20 protein-coding genes are annotated in these 18,921 nt (G+C 68.0%); 7 read left to right on the forward strand and 13 right to left on the reverse strand.

Annotated features, from left to right (window positions below; all coding sequences use genetic code 11):
* Position 1 precedes the first annotated feature (1 nt).
* On the forward strand, positions 2 to 850 hold the full coding sequence (locus VXD91_RS22270; RefSeq protein ID WP_212806575.1) for an NAD(P)-dependent oxidoreductase: 849 nt from the start codon (positions 2 to 4) through the stop codon (positions 848 to 850).
* On the opposite strand, the gene VXD91_RS22275 is transcribed toward VXD91_RS22270, so the two are convergent.
* From VXD91_RS22275 to VXD91_RS22285, 3 genes are read right to left on the reverse strand one after another with little or no spacing between them, the layout of a single operon-like run.
* Positions 847 to 1,092, reverse strand: coding sequence for a hypothetical protein (locus VXD91_RS22275; RefSeq protein WP_346416442.1), 246 nt, complete (start codon positions 1,090 to 1,092; stop codon positions 847 to 849). The two genes, VXD91_RS22270 and VXD91_RS22275, sit on opposite strands and share 4 nt — an antisense overlap.
* A complete protein-coding gene (locus VXD91_RS22280) occupies positions 1,092 to 1,976 on the reverse strand; it encodes an oxygenase MpaB family protein (protein WP_346416443.1) in 885 nt (294 codons plus the stop codon). The genes VXD91_RS22275 and VXD91_RS22280 overlap by 1 nt, the downstream gene beginning before the upstream one ends.
* Positions 1,973 to 2,206 (reverse strand): hypothetical protein, encoded by a 234-nt coding sequence (locus VXD91_RS22285; RefSeq protein ID WP_318984112.1) that lies wholly within the window; start codon positions 2,204 to 2,206, stop codon positions 1,973 to 1,975. Before VXD91_RS22285 ends, VXD91_RS22280 begins: the two co-directional genes overlap by 4 nt.
* Before the next feature lie 31 nt (positions 2,207 to 2,237).
* Here VXD91_RS22285 and VXD91_RS22290 point away from each other — a divergent pair, with 31 nt between their 5' ends.
* On the forward strand, positions 2,238 to 2,999 hold the full coding sequence (locus VXD91_RS22290) for a methyltransferase domain-containing protein (RefSeq protein ID WP_346416444.1): 762 nt from the start codon (positions 2,238 to 2,240) through the stop codon (positions 2,997 to 2,999).
* A 2-nt stretch (positions 3,000 to 3,001) separates the two neighbouring features.
* On the opposite strand, the gene VXD91_RS22295 is transcribed toward VXD91_RS22290, so the two are convergent.
* Together VXD91_RS22295 and VXD91_RS22300 are read right to left on the reverse strand one after the other, a co-directional pair.
* Positions 3,002 to 4,471, reverse strand: a complete 1,470-nt coding sequence (locus VXD91_RS22295) for a class I SAM-dependent methyltransferase (RefSeq protein WP_346416445.1) — start codon at positions 4,469 to 4,471, stop codon at positions 3,002 to 3,004.
* On the reverse strand, positions 4,468 to 5,268 hold the full coding sequence (locus VXD91_RS22300) for an SOS response-associated peptidase (RefSeq protein ID WP_346416446.1): 801 nt from the start codon (positions 5,266 to 5,268) through the stop codon (positions 4,468 to 4,470). Before VXD91_RS22300 ends, VXD91_RS22295 begins: the two co-directional genes overlap by 4 nt.
* An 18-nt stretch (positions 5,269 to 5,286) precedes the next feature.
* On the opposite strand from VXD91_RS22300, the gene aroA reads away from it, so the two are divergent.
* Together aroA and rsgA are read left to right on the forward strand one after the other, a co-directional pair.
* Positions 5,287 to 6,561, forward strand: a complete 1,275-nt coding sequence (gene aroA / locus VXD91_RS22305; protein WP_346416447.1) for a 3-phosphoshikimate 1-carboxyvinyltransferase — start codon at positions 5,287 to 5,289, stop codon at positions 6,559 to 6,561.
* A 1-nt stretch (position 6,562) separates the two neighbouring features.
* Entirely contained in the window at positions 6,563 to 7,540 is a 978-nt protein-coding gene (rsgA, locus tag VXD91_RS22310) for a ribosome small subunit-dependent GTPase A (protein WP_346416448.1), read from the forward strand.
* On the opposite strand, the gene VXD91_RS22315 is transcribed toward rsgA, so the two are convergent.
* The 5 genes from VXD91_RS22315 to VXD91_RS22335 form a co-directional block, all read right to left on the reverse strand.
* Positions 7,537 to 7,932, reverse strand: a complete 396-nt coding sequence (locus VXD91_RS22315; RefSeq protein WP_346416449.1) for a hypothetical protein — start codon at positions 7,930 to 7,932, stop codon at positions 7,537 to 7,539. The two genes, rsgA and VXD91_RS22315, sit on opposite strands and share 4 nt — an antisense overlap.
* A gap of 68 nt (positions 7,933 to 8,000) precedes the next feature.
* A complete protein-coding gene (locus VXD91_RS22320) occupies positions 8,001 to 9,260 on the reverse strand; it encodes a fatty acid desaturase (RefSeq protein ID WP_346416450.1) in 1,260 nt (419 codons plus the stop codon).
* Positions 9,261 to 9,353: 93 nt separating this feature from the next.
* The gene (locus VXD91_RS22325) at positions 9,354 to 10,496 is read right to left on the reverse strand and encodes a ferredoxin reductase (protein ID WP_346416451.1); all 1,143 of its coding nucleotides are present in this window, start codon (positions 10,494 to 10,496) and stop codon (positions 9,354 to 9,356) included.
* Positions 10,497 to 10,581: 85 nt separating this feature from the next.
* Positions 10,582 to 11,091: a hypothetical protein gene (locus tag VXD91_RS22330; RefSeq protein ID WP_346416467.1), complete on the reverse strand. Its 510-nt coding sequence runs from the start codon at positions 11,089 to 11,091 to the stop codon at positions 10,582 to 10,584.
* A 14-nt stretch (positions 11,092 to 11,105) separates the two neighbouring features.
* The gene (locus tag VXD91_RS22335) at positions 11,106 to 12,518 is read right to left on the reverse strand and encodes a wax ester/triacylglycerol synthase family O-acyltransferase (protein ID WP_318984103.1); all 1,413 of its coding nucleotides are present in this window, start codon (positions 12,516 to 12,518) and stop codon (positions 11,106 to 11,108) included.
* A 181-nt stretch (positions 12,519 to 12,699) separates the two neighbouring features.
* On the opposite strand from VXD91_RS22335, the gene VXD91_RS22340 reads away from it, so the two are divergent.
* Positions 12,700 to 13,200 carry an Rv3235 family protein gene (locus tag VXD91_RS22340; RefSeq protein WP_346416452.1) on the forward strand — a complete coding sequence of 167 codons (501 nt, stop codon included), beginning with the start codon at positions 12,700 to 12,702 and terminating at the stop codon, positions 13,198 to 13,200.
* A 5-nt stretch (positions 13,201 to 13,205) separates the two neighbouring features.
* On the opposite strand, the gene secA is transcribed toward VXD91_RS22340, so the two are convergent.
* From secA to VXD91_RS22355, 3 genes are all read right to left on the reverse strand, one after another.
* A complete protein-coding gene (gene secA, locus VXD91_RS22345) occupies positions 13,206 to 15,974 on the reverse strand; it encodes a preprotein translocase subunit SecA (protein WP_346416453.1) in 2,769 nt (922 codons plus the stop codon).
* Positions 15,975 to 16,102: 128 nt separating this feature from the next.
* Positions 16,103 to 16,735 (reverse strand): ribosome-associated translation inhibitor RaiA, encoded by a 633-nt coding sequence (raiA, locus tag VXD91_RS22350; RefSeq protein WP_346416468.1) that lies wholly within the window; start codon positions 16,733 to 16,735, stop codon positions 16,103 to 16,105.
* Between the two features lie 343 nt (positions 16,736 to 17,078).
* Positions 17,079 to 17,708 (reverse strand): ComF family protein, encoded by a 630-nt coding sequence (locus tag VXD91_RS22355; RefSeq protein WP_346416454.1) that lies wholly within the window; start codon positions 17,706 to 17,708, stop codon positions 17,079 to 17,081.
* 92 nt (positions 17,709 to 17,800) lie between these two features.
* Here VXD91_RS22355 and VXD91_RS22360 point away from each other — a divergent pair, with 92 nt between their 5' ends.
* Positions 17,801 to 18,622, forward strand: coding sequence for a WXG100 family type VII secretion target (locus tag VXD91_RS22360; protein ID WP_346416455.1), 822 nt, complete (start codon positions 17,801 to 17,803; stop codon positions 18,620 to 18,622).
* A gap of 2 nt (positions 18,623 to 18,624) precedes the next feature.
* On the forward strand, positions 18,625 to 18,906 hold the full coding sequence (locus tag VXD91_RS22365) for a WXG100 family type VII secretion target (RefSeq protein WP_346416456.1): 282 nt from the start codon (positions 18,625 to 18,627) through the stop codon (positions 18,904 to 18,906).
* The last annotated feature ends 15 nt before the right edge of the window (positions 18,907 to 18,921 follow it).

The raw sequence follows: 18,921 nt of genomic DNA on the forward strand, positions 1-18,921 counted from the left end.
CATGACACTGTCCGGGAAGACCATGTTCATCTCCGGTGCCAGCCGTGGCATCGGTCTGGCCATCGCCAAGAAGTTCGCGGCCGACGGCGCGAACGTCGCGCTGCTCGCCAAGACCGCCGAACCCCATCCCAAGCTGGACGGCACCGTCTACACCGCGGCCAAGGAGATCGAGGAGGTCGGTGGCCAGGCGCTGCCGATCGTCGGCGACGTCCGCGACCCCGACTCGGTCACCGCCGCCGTGGCCCAGGCGGTCGCACAGTTCGGCGCCATCGACGTCTGCGTCAACAACGCCTCGGCCATCAACCTCGGCTCCATCGAAGAGGTGCCGATGAAGCGCTTCGACCTGATGAACGGTATCCAGATCCGCGGCACCTACGCCGTCTCGCAGGCGTGTATCCCCCACATGAAGGGCCGCGAGAACCCGCACATCCTGACCCTGTCGCCGCCCATCCGGATGGAGTCGGAGTGGCTGAAGCCGACCGCGTACATGATGGCGAAGTACGGAATGACGTTGTGCGCGTTGGGTATCGCCGAAGAGATGCGCGAGGCCGGCATCGCCTCGAACACGTTGTGGCCGCGCACCCTGGTCGCCACTGCCGCGGTGCAGAACCTGCTCGGCGGTGACGAGGCGATGGCCAAGGCCCGCAAGCCCGAGGTGTACTCCGACGCCGCCTACGCCATCTTCAACAAGCCGGCCCGCGAATACACCGGGCAGAGCCTGCTGTGCGAGGACGTGCTGCTGGAATCCGGCGTCACCGACCTGTCGGTGTACAACTGCACCCCGAACGCCGAGCTCGGCGTCGACCTGTGGGTGGACACCCCCAACCCGCCCGGATACACCGGCCCCTAACCGGTGGCCGGGCAGATCTCGACGCCCGCGACCATGGGCGGCCACGCCACCGTCACCTCGACGAGCGCGGCCAGCGGCGCGATCGCGGGAAATGCCCGGTCCCACTGTTTCTGCACCTGCTGCACCGCATGCGGGTGCAGAAACGTCCAGGCCATCCCGATCAGCAGGTACGGCAGCGCCAGCCACAGCAGGAATTCGGCCATCGCGCCGACGCTGACCCGCCGGCTGAGCAAGCGTCGCATCAGATCAACTCCCCATCTCGGCGAATCTGCCTGCGGACGTAGGCCAGCAGCACGTAGCTGCCGGCCTGCCGGACGAACAGCGGCAGGAACCGGTTGACGAACGCGACGAGCCGGAACAGCGTTTCGAACAGATACTGGCGGCCGCTGCCCCACGACATGCGCATCGCGTCCCGGAACACCGGTGCCAGGAAGCCTCCGGTGAGGAACGCCAGCAGCGGCCGAAACGGCAGGGCCAGAACCGGATTGATCATCTTGAGGCGCACGAGGTCCGTCAGGTAATTGCGGACGGCGTCGTCCATGGTGACCTTGGCGCAGGCCGCGGTCCAGTAGTCGTCGAAATCGGCCCGGGTGGCCGGCCACTGGTCGGCGGTGACCTGCAGCGTGGTGCCGAGCGGGGCCGCCGACCGGTAGAACTGTTCGGCCAGTTCGGGTGTCAGCTCGCCGCGCAGCAGTTGGTAGACGTCCTCCATGCCGACGAACAGGCATGCGGCGACCCACATCTGCAGGTCGCGGTCGAAAGCGTTGTAGCGCACCGGGCTGTCGGGGCCGGACTGCACCTGCCGGTGCGCGGTGTCGACGGCCTTGCGCATGGCGGCCCGGTCTTCGTCATTGCCCAGGATGGCGACCGCGAGGTACTGGAACGTGGTGCGGGCGCGCTTCCACGGATGTTTGAGCAGGTTTCCCGAGTCCACCTTGCTCTCGACCACGCCGTACCCGACACCCGGCCACGACAGCTGCATGATGACGTTGGCGGCGCTGGCCGCGGCGCCCCAGAAGTCGGCGGCGTCGGCGATGGTCACGGGGTACTCGTCCCAGCGCGCGGTGCGGCGCCGAATCTGGATGCGGCAGTCCGCGAGCGTCAGCGCGGATGGGTCGCCCGTCATGGCAGGCACATGTTCGTCAGCAGCAGCATCGGCCAGAACACCACGGTCCGGGCGAACACCAGCACGCGCTCGGGGCCGTGTGCCGCTTCGAACGCGCCGGTGTGGGTCACGGCCCACAGCACGCCGAGCACGAGATACGGCGCGGCGAGCATGGCGGCGGTGCCCAGCCACTCCGCGATCGTCATCTCGAAACCGAAGATGCCCGCTGCACGTTCTTCGTCGTCGGTCATGGTGCTTTCAACCTAGGCATACAGTGGCCGCATGTCGACGTGGTCAGTCGGACGGTATGAGGCCGTCGCCGAATTCATCGCACCCATCGCCTTCGAGGTGGTCGACGCGGTGCCGCATGGGCCGGACACCGCACTGGTCGACCTGGCCTGCGGGACCGGTAACGCGTCGCTGCACGCGGCCGGCCTCGGCGCCCAGGTCACCGGTGTCGACATCACGCCGGAGTTGCTCGCCATCGCCGCGGCCAAACCCGGTGGTGACGCTGTCGAGTGGGTCGCGGCCGACGCGTCGGCCACCGGACTGCCCGACGCCTCCTTCGACACCGCGGTGTCCAACATGGGCGTCATCTTCGTCGAACCGACAACGATGGTCGCCGAGCTGGCAAGACTGCTCAAACCCGGTGGCGCCCTGGGGTTTTCGACATGGGTCAAGGCCGGGGACAATCCGTTCTTCACCCCGGTCGTCGAGGTGCTGGGGCAACCCGAGCCCGGCCCGTACTCACCCGATCAGTGGGGCGTACCCGAGCTCGTCCACGAGCGGCTGGACACCGATTTCGCCGACGTCGCCATCGAAAACAGGGTTCTCGTCTGGCGATTCGGCTCCGTGGCGGACGCGGTGCGCTTCGTCACCGACGAATCACCCATGCACGTCACCACGTTGACCTACCTGGACGACGAGACCCGGAGCCGACTCGTCGCGGCCTTCACCGCAGCGTTCACCGCGCACGAATCGCCCGACGGCACCGTCGCCTTCGACGCACCGTACGCGGTGATCACGGCGCGGCGCCGGAGCTGAATTCAGTTGGCCTGATACAGGATTCCGCGGGCGATGGCCTCGCGAATCTCCGGCAGCGCCGCCTCCGCCAGGGCGTCGGCATCGACACCGTGATGCGCGGCGAGCAGCCCGATCAGTGTGCCCAGCGGCACTTCACCGCGGCAGCCGGCCAGCAGCGCGGTGAACACCTCGTCCACCCCGAGGACCGCGCCCGGCCCGCCGGGGCGACGGACCGCGCACCCGATCTCCTGCCAGCCGTCCGGCCCCGGCAGTGAATGCTGTTCCAGCAGTACCGGAGCGGTCGACAGCCGGGCGGCCAGCAACGCCTCGTCGGAGGTGTCGCGCAGGTAGGCCCGGCGGGCGAAGAACGCCTCCACCTCGATACCCGTGATGGGTTCGTCGGTGATCTCCTCGAGGATCTGCTCGGGCACTTCACCGGGACGCGGCACGCGCAGCGAGATCAGTCCCATGCCGATCCCGGTGATGCCCTCGGCGTCGAACCAGTCCAGCCAGTCGGCGCCGCGCTGCGCGATCTGTTCCGCGGACTCCCCCGCGTCGGCCAGCCACAGCGACACATAGCTGACCGGGTCGGCCAGTTCCCGTTGCACCACCCAGGCGTGCAGTCCGGTGCCGGCCAGCCAGTCCTGCACCCGGGCCCGCCAATCATCTTCCCGGACAATCCAATTGGCCATGATCTGCGCGGTGCCACCGGGCGTCAGGTAGTTGCCGACGTTCTCGATGATGGTGCGGCACAGTCCATCTCCGGCCACCCCCGAGTCGCGGTAGATGTAGTCCCGGGCGCCGGCGCCCACCACGAACGGCGGGTTGGACACGATCAGGTCGAACCGCTCCCCCGCCACCGGCTCGAACAGGCTGCCGGGCCGCAGATCCCACGACATGCCGTTGAGCCCCGCGGTGGCCCGCGCCAGCGTCAGCGCCCGCGGGTTGGTGTCGGTGGCGACGATGTCGGCGCAGTGCCCGTTCAGGTGCAGTGCCTGGATGCCGCAGCCGGTGCCCAGATCGAGCGCACGCTGCACCGGGGTGCGAATCACGGCCCGCGCCAACGACATCGACGCACCGCCGATGCCGAGCACATGCTCGTGCTCGACCGGCCCGCCGCGCAGGGCGGCATCCTGGTCGGAGACGACGAAAAAATCGCGAATCCCGTCCGAATGCGGGCGGATGTCGAGAATCGCCCGGACGGTGTCGTCCACCTGCAGCACGCCGGCCGCCGCCAGCTCGGCCAGGCCGGCCGACGGGAAAGCCGCCTGCACCTGGTCCACGGGTTCGTCGGTGCCGAGCAGGAACAGCCGCACCAGCGTGGCCAGGCGACCACCGCCGGACGTGGCCCGCAGCGCCGGCCACCACACGCCGCGGCCCATGGCGGCGTTCGCGTCGTCGCCGAGCAGTTCGGCGACCCCGTCGGTGGTGTATCCGGCCGAGCGCAGATCAGCGCCGAGGGCTTCCACCAACAACGGGTCCAGGGCGGTCAAAACAGGGTTCCTTCGGGTTCGTTCTTGGCGGGCTCGATGAGTTCTGGGCCGTTGTTGCGAATGCTGTTGACCAACTTGGACACCTCACGGGTGACGATGCGGTCCAGGTCGCCGTGGCCGCGCAGCAGACCCTCGTCGATGGGCGCGTCAGGGTCCAGCCAGCGGTCCCAGTCGCCGGCACTGATGGTCAGCGGCATGCGGTCGTGGATGCTGGCCAGTGGCCCGACCGACTCCGTCGTGATGATGGTGCAGCTGACCAGGGGCAGGCTGTCCTTGGGCGCGCCGGCCGGCCGCCACGTCGACCACAGACCCGCCATGAACAGCAGCTCGTCGTCGGCGGCGTGCATGTAGAACGGCGTCTTGGTGGCCTTCTTGCCGTCGGCGGCCGGGTTGGGCCGCCACTCGTACCAGCCGTCCATCGGGATGAGGCAGCGCTTCGATTTCGCCGACCCCCGGAACGCCGGTGACGTGGTCAGCGTCTCGGCACGCGCGTTGATCAGCAGCGGGCCCTTGGTGTCGGGCGCGCCGTCGGCCGTGGTCTTCACCCACGGCGGGATCAGGCCCCAGCGCATCGACCGGACCCGGCGGGTGGCCTCGTCGTCGGGCTCGGAATGCCGCCGCACCACGGTGCTGATGGTCGTGGTCGGCGCGACGTTGTAGTTGGCCGACGAAGTCGTGCTGCCCTGTTCACCGCCGTCTTTGGCGGCGTCCGACGCCTTGGCATTGGTCTCGTCCAGAGCCTGGATTTTCTCGGCCAGCAGCGCCGGGTCGGTGGTGACTGCAAATCGCCCGCACATACCAGGCAGGATAGGGGCATGGAACTCTGGCCCGCACCGTCGGTGACCGGTCCGGTGCAGGCCACTGTCACCGTGCCGGGATCGAAGTCGCAGACCAACCGAGCGCTGATCCTGGCAGCCCTGGCGACCCCGCAGGGCACCTCGACCGTCAGCGGCGCGCTCCGCAGCCGCGACACCAACCTGATGATCGGCGCGCTGCAGGCCCTCGGCGTGACGATCACGGGTGACGGCACGGAACTGACCGTCGGTGGCGCCATCACCCCCGCCGCGGATGTGCGCATCGACTGCGGACTGGCCGGCACCGTGCTGCGGTTCGTCCCGCCGGTCGCGGCCGTCGGTCGTCATGTCGTCACCTTTGATGGCGACGAGCAGGCCAAGACGCGCCCCATCACCCCGCTGCTCGACGCCATGCGCGGCCTCGGCGTCGACATCGACGGCGACGGCATGCCGTTCACCGTGTCGGGCACCGGGTCGGTGGCCGGCGGCGAGGTCCGGATCGACGCGTCGTCGTCGTCGCAGTTCGTGTCCGGACTGTTGTTGTCGGGGGCCACGTTCCGTGACGGCCTGACGGTGATCCACACCGGCGCGGCGGTGCCGTCGCAGCCGCACGTCGAGATGACCATCACGATGCTGCGCGAAGCGGGCGTCGAGGTCGACGACAGCGAGCCGAACCGCTGGCACGTGGCGCCCGGGCCGATCGCGGCGCGGCACTGGGCCATCGAGCCCGACCTGTCGAACTCGGTGCCGTTCCTCGCGGCCGCCGCGGTGACCGGCGGCACGGTGCGGCTGGCCCACTGGCCGCAGCAGAGCGTGCAGCCGTCGGGCGACATTCTCGCGTTGCTGGACAAGCTGAACACCGTTGTGCAGGTGGTCGATTCGCACCTGGAGGTCCGGGGCGCGCAGAGCTACGGCGGCTTCGACGCCGATCTGAAGGCCGTCGGCGAGCTGGCGCCGTCGATGGCCGCACTCGCCGCGCTGGCGAGCCCGGGTTCGGTGTCGACACTGTCGGGCATCGCGCACCTGCGCGGGCACGAGACCGACCGGCTGGCCGCGCTGACCGCCGAGATCAACGGGCTGGGCGGCCAGTGCCGCGAGACCGACGACGGTCTGGTCATCACGGCCGTGCCGCTGCACGAAGGCACCTGGCGGTCCTACGCCGACCACCGGATGGCCACCGCCGGCGCGATCATCGGGCTGCGGGTGCCCGGCGTCCAGGTGGAGGACATCGCCACCACGGCCAAGACGCTGCCGGACTTCCCAGGTATGTGGGCAGACCTGCTGGCCGGGAAATAGCTTGCGGGAGTACGACGAATCAGATGTCCGGGTGCGCTCGGGCAAGGGTTCGCGTCCCCGCACCAAGAACCGGCCGACGCACGCCGACGCCCGCGAGGCCATGGTCGTCACCGTCGACCGCGGCCGCTGGGGCTGTGCGCTGGACGGCAATCCGGACCACATCGTCACCGCGATGCGGGCCCGCGAACTGGGCCGCACCCCGATCGTGGTCGGCGACTCGGTGGGCATCGTCGGCGACCTGTCAGGCAAGCCCGACACCCTGGCGCGCATCGTGCGCCGCGACGAACGCCGAACCGTGTTGCGCCGCACCGCCGATGACACCGACCCCACCGAACGGGTGGTGGTCGCCAATGCCGACCAGTTGTTGATGGTCGTCGCGCTGGCCGATCCGCCGCCGCGCGCCGGGCTGGTGCAGCGCGCCCTGATCGCCGCGTACGTCGGTGGGCTGCGGCCGATCCTGTGCCTGACCAAGAACGATCTGGCGCCGGCCGAGCCGTTCGCCGCCGAGTTCGCCGGCCTGGACCTGACGATCATCACCGCCGGCCGCGACGATCCGCTCGACGCCGTCGCGCCCCTGCTCGAGGGCAAGGTCACCGTGCTGCTCGGCCATTCCGGTGTCGGCAAGTCGACGCTGGTGAACCGCCTTGTGCCCGAGGCAGACCGGGCCACCGGTGAGGTCTCGGGCGTCGGGAAGGGCAAGCACACGTCCACGCAGTCGGTGGCGCTGCCGCTCGACGACGGCTGGGTCGTCGATACCCCGGGCATCCGGTCCTTCGGCCTCGCGCACATCCAGCCCGACGACGTGCTGATGGCGTTCTCGGACCTCGCCGAGGCCATCGAGGACTGCCCCCGCGGCTGCGGGCACATGGGGCCGCCGGCCGACCCGGAATGCGCGCTCGACACGCTCACCGGCCCGGCCGTCGACCGCGTCGAAGCGGCCCGTCGCCTCCTCGCGGTGCTGAACGAGCCGACGTACTAGCGGGCCACCAGCATCGTCGCGCGGTAGTCCGTCAGCGCAATGGTGCCCGGCGTCTCGGGATACGGGTCCAGCGAGCGCAATTCGACGATGTACCCACCGACCGTATCGGTCAGGTGGGTACGCCCCGGCGCGGGATTGGTGTCGAACTCCAGCGTGGTCGGCTGCTGACCGTCGGGGGTGACGACGACAGCGATCCGGGCCGCGCCCGTCCATACGCATGACACGCGCTTCGGGCAGCGCGAATCATCAAGCACCCGATCGAATTTCAGCCGCAGTCCGGCGCCGTCGACTATCGCGGACTGCCCGCCGGCGAGGACGAACTCGTGGCCCAGTTGCGCCGTGGCGGTGTCGGGTCGCGCCTGTCCCGGGGTGCAGGCGACGGCGAGTGCCACCGCTGGCACGACAAGAAAACGCGAAAACCCCCAAAACCTGGTGGTTTTGGGGGTTTTCACGAGACTTGCTAGGCGGCGGCGGCGCGCTTGGCCCGACGGCGGCGGCCACGCACGGTGGCGATGGCCGTCTTCAGACCGCGCTTGTTGCCGGTCGCCGGGTCGATGGCGCCGAAGCTCTCGTCGAGCTCGACGAACATCCGCTCGCTGCGGGTCTCCGGGGCATCGTCGACGGTGTCGATCAGATACTTGTCCGGCACCGACAGCTTGGCGATGGTGCGCCACGTCTTGCCGTACTGCACCAGGAAGTTCCCGGTGGTGTAGGGCAGGTCGTACTTCTCGCACAGCGCCCGCACGCGGATCGAGATCTCGTACAGCCGGTTGCTGGGCAGGTCCGGGTACAGGTGATGCTCGATCTGGTGGCTCAGGTTGCCGCTCATGAAGCGCAGCACCGGGCCCGAGTTGAAGTTGGCACTGCCCAGCATCTGGCGCAGGTACCACTCGCCCTTGGACTCGCCGACCATGTCGGTCTTGGTGAACTTCTCTGCGCCATCGGGGAAATGGCCGCAGAAGATCACCGCGTTGGCCCACACGTTGCGGATGACGTTGGCCAGGAAGTTGGCCTTCATCGTCGACTTGTACGTGGCACCCGGGGACAAAGACGTGAGCGCGGGGTACGCGACATAGTCCTTGGTCAGCTGGTGCACGGCCTTGGTGCTGAACTCACGCACGCGGACCATGGTCGCCTTGCGGTCGTCGCGGCCCTTGAAGATCTTGCCGAGCTCCAGGTGCTGCAGACCGACGCCCCACTCGAACAGCAACGCCAGGACGGTGTTGAACCCGAGGTTGAAGAGGTGGTGCGGCTTCCACTTGATGTCACGAGTGACGCGCAGCAGGCCGTAGCCCACATCGTCGTCCATCCCGAGGATGTTCGTGTACTTGTGGTGCATGAAGTTGTGGGTGAACCGCCAGTGCTTGGAGACCCCGTTCATGTCCCACTCCCACGTCGAGGAGTGAATCTCGGGATCGTTCATCCAGTCCCACTGGCCGTGCATGACGTTGTGGCCGATCTCCATGTTCTCGATGATCTTGGCCACGCCCAGGGTGCTTGCCCCGGCCCACCAGTACGCCCGCTTCGAGCTGCGCAACAGCAGCAGGCGGCCGGCTACTTCGAGAGCACGTTGTGCCGCGATGGTGCGGCGGATGTACCGGGCGTCGCGGACGCCGCGGGATTCTTCGATGTCTTGCCGGATCGCGTCCAGCTCGACGCCCAGAGCCTCGATATCGGCTTCGGTCAGGTGCGCGAACTCAGGTACGTCAGTGACTGCCATATCGACCTCCTTCCAGTTACCTACGCTAGCGTAACCTACTCAACCGTAGGTTGCTAGACAGCAAATTCTATATTTCCCAGATCTGCGGTTTTGTTAAATATCCAGCACGCAGTCGCCGGCCGCAGCCGAAACGCACGTCTGCACCCGACTTCCGGGTTCCCGTTCCTCTCCGGTCCGCAGATCTCGCGCGTGCCCCTCCAGCAAACCCACCACGCAGGACTGACAGATGCCCATCCGGCAGCCGAACGGCATCTGCACGCCGGCCTGTTCACCGGCCTCCATCAGCGATGTCGCCGCATCGGCGACGACGGTCTTCCCGCTGCGCTCGAACGTCACCGAACCACCGGTGCCCTCGACCGCAGCCCGCGAAGCCGCGAAGCGCTCCAGGTGCAGCCGCACCCCGAGCCCCGCTGCCTCGTACTCGCGCTCGGCGTCGTGCAGCATGGCCTCCGGGCCGCACGCCCACGCTTCGCGCGTCCGCCAGTCGGCGACTTCCTCGTCCAGCTTGGTCAGGTCGAGGCGCCCCTCGGTACGGGTGGCCCGCACGCGCAACTGGTAGCTCGGGTGATCCTTGGCCAGCTTCGCCAGCTCATCGGCGAAGATGACGTCGGCCGCAGTCGGGGCAGAGTGCAGGTGGACGATGTCGGTGATCTGGTCCCGGCGCGCCAGGGTGCGCAGCATCGACATCACCGGGGTGATGCCCGACCCTGCGGTCAGGAACAACACCTTGCCCGGCGCGGGGTCCGGCATGACGAACTCGCCCTGCGGCGCGGCCAGTCGCACGATGGTGCCGGGCGCCACGCCACCGACCAGGTGGGTCGACAGGAAGCCCTCGGGCATGGCCTTCACGGTGATGGTGATGGTGTGGTCGCCGCGCGATTCCACCGGGCTCGACGTCAGCGAGTACGAACGCCACCGCCAGCGGCCGTCGACCAGCAGACCGATGCCGATGTACTGCCCCGGGTGGTAATCGAAGGAGAATCCCCAGCCCGGCTTGATCACCAGGGTTGCCGAATCCTCGGTCTCCCGGCGCACGTCGACGACCTTGCCGCGCAGCTCCCGTGCCGACCACAGCGGATTGACCAGCTTGAGGTAGTCGTCCGGCAACAGTGGCGTGGTGATGCGCCCGACGAGCGTGCGCAGCGCGTGCCAGCCCGGTCGCTCCTTGGCGCCGGCCACCGTGGGCCGCACCGTGTCGACCACATTGGCCGAGACCTTGATGGTGTTCTTGGCCACGTTCACTCCCGCTCGGTTGGTCGTCCTAACCTACGGTACCGTAACCTACGCTCAAGTAGCTACCCCTGCAGGCGAGGCGCAAGGGCTACAGCAGCTCCAACAAGAACGGTAACTCTTGAGCGGCGTACCACGCCAGATCATGATCCTGCGCATCTCCGACGGTGAGCTCGGCGTCCTCGTCGCCGAGGTCGGCAGCGTCCACGACGGCCACCGCAGCAAGCACCGCCGGCTCGGCCGCCGAGTTGTCGACGTACGCCGCGATCACGTCGGACAGCTTGACCGGCCCGGCCAGACGCACCACGGCGTCGTCCAGATCGGGGCGCACCGTCACACCCTCGGCCTCGGCCACCAGCACCGCCCGCCGCGGCGGCAAGCCGGCTTCCTCACCGACCCCCTCGCCGGCCAGCAGCCGCAGCGACGCCAGTGCCGCTTCCTGCAGTGCGATCTCGCCCAGCTCGTCCTCGTCGCCGTGCGCGTATGCCTCACGCAGGGTCGGGGTCACCGCGAACGCGGTACCGCTGCGGGCCGGCATCACCCCGTCTGCCACGAGTTGCGTGAGCATGGCCAGGGTCGCCGGAATGTAGACGCGCACCAGGGCACTCTAAGCGATCAGCGTGCCGTCTCCCGCAGCTCGTCGAGCGCTTCGCGCAGCAGGCTGGGGAACACGTCGACGTCGCTCATGGCCTCGCGGTCGGCGTTGATGCCGTAGTACAGGCTGCCGTTGTACGACGTGATGCCGAGCGCCAGCACCTGATTGTTCAGCAGCGGTGGCACCGCGTAGGTGTCCAGCAGCTTGGTGCCCGCGACGTACATCTGCTTCTGCGCGCCCGGCACGTTGGTGATCAACAGGTTGAACTGGCGCGCCGGGAAACTCGTCGCGACCCGGGTGCCCATGGCGTGCAATGTCGGCGGCGCGAAACCCGACAGCGTGACGATGGTGCGCGCGTCGACCGGGGTGGTCGTGGTGGCCTGCGTCTCGGTGGCGTGCGCGATCTGGGACAGCCGCACGAGCGCGTTGTTCTCGCCCACCGGCAGGTCGACCAGGAACGGCGTCACCTCGCTGATCGCCTGCCCCGGCCCGGCGGTCTCGAGGTGGTCGGTTTCGGGATACACCGACATCGGCGCCATGGCCCGCACCGTCAGCCCCGTCGACACCGACTGACCGCGGGACATCAGCCAGTTCCGCAGCGCGCCCGTCACCACCGCCAGCACCACGTCGTTGACGTCGCAGTCGAAGCGCGTCCGCAGCTGGCGGTACTCCTCCAGCTCGTGCTTGGCGACGGTGAACCGCCGGTTGCGCGACACGGTGGCGTTCAGCGGGCTGCTCGGGGCGGTACCCCGTACCAGCGTGCGCGCCATGTCGATGACCCGCCGGCCGGCCTCGACGAACTGTTCGGTGCTCGAGATCATGTCCGCCGCCGCCGACTGCACGGCGGCCAACTGCGCCGTCGGGCGCGTGATCCACTCCCCGATGGCGCCCAGCAGCAGCGAGGCATCGCTGGGCTCGCGGCCCGGGATCCAGATGTCCTCGCCGAACTCGGGGGGCTTCTGGGTCCGGTCGGCGATGACGTGCCCGATCTCAAGCGCCGTCATGCCGTTGACCAGCGCCTGGTGGGTCTTGGTGTAGATCGCCAGGCGATTGTCGGAGAGCCCTTCGACAAGGCACATCTCCCACAGCGGCCGGGTCTTGTCCAGCGGCCGCGAGCCCAGCCGGGCCACCAGATCGTGGAGCTGGGCATCACTGCCCGGAGACGGCAGCGCCGAGCGCCGGATGTGATAGGTGATGTCGAAGTCGCGGTCGTCGACCCAGACCGGCCGGGCCAGGCCCAGCGTGACCTCGCGGACCTTCTGCCGGTAGCGCGGAATCTGCGGCAGCCGGGCCTCGACGGTCGCCAGGAGCGTCTCGTAGCTCAGGCCGGCCCGCGGTCGCCGCAAGATGGACAGCGTCCCGACGTACATGGGTGTCGATGAGTCTTCCAGCCCGTAGAACGACGCGTCCGACGCCGACAACCGGGTCACCATGCAGCCGCTCCCCCTTCACCTCCTGAACGACCCCGTCACGGTATCCCCGGGACCGGTCCCCCGCAGCACCGGATCGGCGAATTGGCGTCGAGCACCTGGTGAAACCGGTGCGATGATTTAGCGGTCTGCGACTCTCCAGCAGATGCGCCTCATGCACCGGACCGACCGCTGGAGAGATTTCATGACCGCATCGACCCGCATCGACGTCGACCTGACGGTGCCGATCGTCGACTACGAGCCCGCGCCGATCGAGACGGGCACGCCGGTCCGTATCCCCAACCGGCTCCAGGTGGTGGCCGATCCCGAACCGGATTGCGCCATCCGATCCGCCGTCGGGTCGCCGCTCGAGGTCGCGCCGCCCAGCGCCGCACTGATGTTCGCCGACGCGGCACTACGCCGGGTCCTGGAGGTCAGCGACCGTCGGCGGCCGATGGCGCAAGTGCGCCCGCTGGTCACCGCCACGCTGTTCGACGCCATGTCGTCATGGCCCCGCCACACCAGGACCGACGGCACCGCCGCGCTGCGCCGGGTGCGGCTACGCACCGCCCGCGAACAGGACGGGTCACCCACGGCCGTCGAGGTGTTCGCCACCTTCAGCCGCGGGCCACGACTGCACGCCGCCGCCGGACGCATCGAAATACTCGGCGGGCGTTGGCAATTCGTGGCCCTGCAGCTGGGCTGAGCGGGCTAGCGCCGCTTCTGCTTGCGCGCGGCCTCACGACGTTCCCGGCGTGAGCCCGGGCCCGCTGCGTGCCGGCCGCCCTCGCGACGAACCTCCGCGGACCCGTCCTCGGCCGGGCCGCTGTAGGTCATGGCCGGGGCCTTGTCCTCAATTCCCTTGGCGCGCAACGCGGCCGGCGCGGCCTGCTCTTGGGCGGCGTTCTGCTCGGCCTCCGCGGCGAACTGCGCGAGCCCCTGCGGCGCGGCGACCGGAGCCACCTGCGGCGCCTGCTGAGCCTCGACCTGCACGTTGAACAGGAAGCCGACCGACTCCTCCTTCAACCCTTCGAGCATGCCCGTGAACATGTCGAAGCCCTCGCGCTGGTACTCGACCAGCGGGTCGCGCTGCGCCATGGCCCGCAGACCGATGCCCTCCTTGAGGTAGTCCATCTCATAGAGGTGCTCGCGCCACTTGCGGTCGATGACGTTCAGCAGGACGCTGCGCTCCAGCTGCCGCATGGCACCGGGACCGGCGATGGCCTCCAGGTCGGCTTCGCGCTTGGCGTAAGCCTTTTCGGCGTCGGCGATCAGCGCGTCGCGCAGCTCTTCCTGGGTCAGCTCGCCCGGCTCACCGACAGCATCGGAGTCGATCAGGTTGTGGTAGTCCAGACCCACCGGGTACAGCGTCTTGAGCGCGTCCCACAACTTGGCCAGATCCCAGTCCTCGGCATAGCCCTCGGCGGTGGCGCCGTCGACGTAGGCGGTGATGACGTCGACCAGCATCTTGTGGGCCGTGTCCTGCACGTCCTCACCCTCGAGGATCGCCCGGCGCTCGCGGTAGATGACCTTGCGCTGCTGGTTCATCACCTCGTCGTACTTGAGGACGTTCTTGCGGACCTCGAAGTTCTGCTGCTCGACCTGGGTCTGCGCGCTCTTGATCGCGCGGGTCACCATCTTGGCCTCGATCGGCACATCGTCCGGCAGGTTCAGGCGGGTCAGCAGCGCCTCGAGGGTGGCGCCGTTGAACCGGCGCATCAGCTCGTCGGACAGCGACAGGAAGAACCGGGACTCGCCCGGGTCACCCTGACGGCCGGAGCGACCGCGCAGCTGGTTGTCGATACGACGGGACTCGTGGCGCTCGGTGCCCAGCACGTACAGGCCACCGACCTCGCGGACCTTCTTGGCCTCTTCCTCGACCAGCTCCTTGACCTTGGGCAGCTCCTCGTGCCAGGCCGCCTCGTACTCGTCGGGCGTCTCGACGGGGTCCAGGCCACGCTTGCGCAGCCGCGCGTCGGCGATGAAGTCGACGTTGCCGCCCAACACGATGTCGGTACCGCGACCGGCCATGTTGGTGGCGACCGTGACGGCCTTCAGCCGGCCGGCCTCGGCGATGATGTTCGCTTCCTGCTCGTGGTACTTGGCGTTGAGCACGTTGTGCGGGATGCGGCGTTTGGTGAACTGCTTGGACAGGTACTCCGACCGCTCCACGCTGGTGGTACCGATCAGAACCGGCTGGCCCTTCTCGTAGCGCTCCTGCACATCGTCGACGACGGCGATGTACTTGGCCTCTTCGGTCTTGTAGATCAGGTCGGACTGGTCCTGACGGATCATGGGCCGATTGGTGGGGATCTGCACCACGCCCAGCTTGTAGATCTCGTGCAGCTCAGCGGCCTCGGTCTCGGCGGTACCGGTCATACCGGACAACTTGTCGTAGAGACGGAAGTAGTTCTGCAGCGTGATGGTGGCCAGGGTCTGGTTCTCGGCCTTGATCTCGACGTGCTCCTTGGCCTCGATGGCCTGGTGCATGCCCTCGTTGTAGCGCCGGCCGACCAGCACGCGGCCGGTGAACTCGTCGACGATGACGACCTCGCCGTCGCGGACGATGTAGTCCTTGTCGCGCTGGAACAGTTCCTTGGCCTTGATGGCGTTGTTCAGGTAGCTGACCAGCGGCGAGTTGGCGGCCTCGTAGAGGTTGTCGATGCCGAGCTGGTTCTCGACGAACTCCACACCGGCCTCGTGCACACCGATGGTGCGCTTGCGGATGTCGACCTCGTAGTGGACGTCCTTCTCCATCAGCGGCGCGATGCGCGCGAACTCGGTGTACCAGTTCGATGCGCCGTCGGCCGGGCCCGAGATGATCAGCGGGGTACGGGCCTCGTCGATGAGGATCGAGTCGACCTCGTCGACGATGGCGAAGTTGTGGCCGCGCTGCACCATGTCGTCGACCGAGTGCGCCATGTTGTCGCGCAGGTAGTCGAAGCCGAACTCGTTGTTGGTGCCGTAGGTGATGTCGGCGTTGTACGCGGCGCGACGTTCTTCCGGCGTCAGCTGCGACAGGATGACCCCGACCTCCAGGCCGAGGAAGCGGTGCACACGGCCCATCCACTCGCTGTCGCGCTTGGCCAGGTAGTCGTTGACGGTGACGACGTGCACGCCCTTGCCCGAAAGGGCATTGAGGTAGGCCGGGAGCACACAGGTCAGGGTCTTGCCCTCACCGGTCTTCATCTCGGCGACGTTGCCGTAGTGCAGCGCGGCGCCGCCCATCACCTGGACGTCGAAGTGGCGCTGGTCCAGCACGCGCCAGGCCGCCTCGCGGGCAACGGCGAAGGCTTCGGGCAGCAGGTCGTCGAGCGATTCGCCGTCGGCGATGCGCTTCTTGAATTCTTCGGTCTTGCCGCGCAGCTCGTCGTCAGACAGCTTCTCGACGTCATCGGACAAGGTGTTGACATAGGCGGCGACCTTTTGCAGGCGCTTGACCATGCGACCTTCACCGATGCGGAGCAACTTCGACAGCACGCTTTTCCCCTGTGGGTCTGGAACGGATATACGTCAGCGGGTTAGACCTGACCATCGTAGGTGACCGGGGGAATCGGCAGATAAGAGTGCGCCCCCGGCGGTTCAGCCGGGGGCGCATCACTGGAAATTCAGGACAGGCGGATCAATCCGTAGTCGTAGGCGTGTCTGCGGTAGACCACAGACGGCCGGTCGCTCTCCTTGTCGTGGAACAGGAAGAAGTCGTGTCCGACCAGCTCCATCTCGTACAGCGCGTCGTCGACCGTCATCGGGTTGGCCGGGTGCTCCTTGACCCGGACCACCTGACCCGGAATGTGGTCGTCGACTTCGGCGGCGGCCGTCTCGTTCGACAGCGCCGGCAGGTCCTCGGGCGGGACGATGGACGTGGCCTCGGCAAGACTCACCGGGGTCTTGTCGCCGTAGTGAATCTTGCGGCGGTCCTTGCTGCGCCGGAGGCGGTTCTCGAGTTTGCCGACGGCGGCTTCGAGCGCGGCATAGAAGCTGTCGGCGCACGCTTCGCCGCGCACCACCGGGCCGCGGCCCCGTGCGGTGATCTCGACGTGTTGGCAGTTCTTGCGCTGGCGACGGTTCTTCTCGTGGTCGAGTTCGACGTCGAAAAGGTAGATGGTGCGATCGAAGCGCTCCAATCGAGCGAGCTTCTCGGAAACGTAGATGCGGAAGTGTTCGGGGACCTCGACGTTGCGGCCCTTGACGACGACGTCGGCGTGCGGTTCGGGCGCAGGCTCGGCGTCGTCGGCAAACATGGTCGAGCGGGCAGAATCCACGGATTGGGTTGTCATGCTTAGCAACTCGCTTCTCTCTCGCAGTGCACGTGTGGCTCTTCTTGCACACGGTCTGAACTACGCGCCGAGCGGGTCTGCAAGTCGCCGCAGCCCGGCGCAAGGTGTTGAGTACTCACCTCCTACCGCTGTTAGCGATTTGGCACCGAGTGAATATGTCGGTACCGCCGTGAGGCTTCACGGGTGGTTGCAGCCGACGGTAGTCCGAGTTCACCTAGTCGTGCCACCGATTTCGCATACCGGTTTTGAGAACTTCATATCGAGTTGATGTACGTACTCCTCCGGCCGTGTCATGCCGCCTGGAGGGTCACGCGTGTGCTATTGCGAGCACCGCCGCCACCTGCGCTCCGGATGTTTGCAGGACCCGAACTGCCTCGGCTGCCGTCGCACCCGTCGTCACCACATCGTCGAACACGACGGCCTCCCCGCGCACCGGCGAACGTAGCCGGACGCGGCCGCGGATGTTGCGCTGGCGCTGCGCGCTGGAGAGGCCCACCGAGTCGCGCGCGAAGGCCCGCATGGCCAACGCCGGTTGGACCGTGACGCCCGGGAGAGCTGCGGCCCCGGCGCGGGCGATCTTCGCGACGGGGTCGCCGCCTCGGCGCCGGGCGGCCAGGCTCCGGGTCGGCGCGGGCACCACCGTCAGCGGCGGCACGATCAGGCCCCAGACGATCAGCGTGCGCAGCGCCGCGGCGACGGCGTCGGCGAGCGGTGCGACGAGATCGGTGCGGCCATGTTCTTTGAGCCCGACGACGGCCCGCCTTCTGGCCCCGGCGTAGCGCCCGAGCGCGAACACCGGGACGCCGGGGTCCTCCCGCGGCGAGACGACGTGCGGCTCGTCGGAGCGGACGGTCAGTTCCGCCGCGCAGACGGGACACCAGCGGGTCGACGGCGCACCGCAGCCACCGCATTCGACGGGCAGGACCAGGTCGAGCATGAAGCCAGCATGGCGCGGGGGTACGACACGAGTTGGTGTCGGCTCGTACCCGATGCTGGCCATATCCTGGGAATCAACTGAATGGGGGGCAGATGGGGCGGCTCGAAGTTGAGGTGTCGGCGTTGACGGCCGCCTCGGCACGGTTCAAAGACGCGGCGCAGCAATTGCAGGACGCGCTTTCCAGCGTGGATTTGGAAACCACCCAGTTGCTGGGATCGGGCTGGAAAGGCGGCGCGGCAACAGCATTCGGCACGGCATGGGACGGTTGGCACAACGGCGCGGGCCAGGTCGTGCGGGGTTTGCAATCGATGGGTGACATGTTGTCGCTGGCCGGTAAGGAATACGCCAAGACCGACTCCGACAGCGCGGGGGCATTGCAGTCGTCGATGGGAGGCGGCGGTGCTGGGGCCGGCGGTGTTTCCGGCAGTAGCTCAGGCGCCGGTGCTGGTTCCGGTTCGGGTACCGGTGCGGCCGCGTCTGGTAGTTCGCCGGGCGGCGCTGGTGGAGCCGAACAGTTGGCGAGCCTGGGACAACAGATGGCGGGCGCACTGGGGCAGGTCGGTCAGGTCGCCGGCGGGATGTCCCAGGCCATAGGACAGGCCGCCCAGTTGGCGACCGGGATCGTGCAAGCCGCGACGCAAGCCGCAGCGCAGGGCCAACAAGGGGCCGCGGAGTCCGCAGGCAAGGACGCTGCCGACGACGGCGAAACCGGCGAAAACGAAGACGACAGGGACAAGGCCGAGAAGGAGAAGGCCGAGAAGGACCGCGACAGCGAAACCGATGGCGCGGCAGGACCATCGGTGGAGCAACCGGGATTGAAGGCTCCCGTCGACGACCCGCCCGAGGTCATGCCACCCACTGGACAATCCCCAGTCCGGCCGCAGACGCGACCCGCTGAAGACCGGGAGGTGTGAGCGTGCTTGTCGTCGATTTCGCGGCAATGGAGGGCGCGATCACCCACTTGGAGCAGTTCGGGAAAACCGTCCAGGAAGTCTTGGAGGACGTCGACCAGGCGATGGCGGTGTTGCACGCGACCTGGCATGGCGAGGCCTCGGATGCACAGGCCCAGTTTCAGCAGCAGTGGGAGGACGGCGCTCGCCTGATGAACGAGCAGCTGACGAAGCTGAAGGGCGTTCTGGCCGGAGCGAAGAAGAACTACACCGACGCCGCCACCCGAAACGGAGAGATGTGGGATTAGTCGCGGTCGACGGGG

Source organism: Mycobacterium sp. SM3041 (assembly GCF_039668335.1).
In the GTDB taxonomy this organism is placed as follows: domain Bacteria; phylum Actinomycetota; class Actinomycetes; order Mycobacteriales; family Mycobacteriaceae; genus Mycobacterium.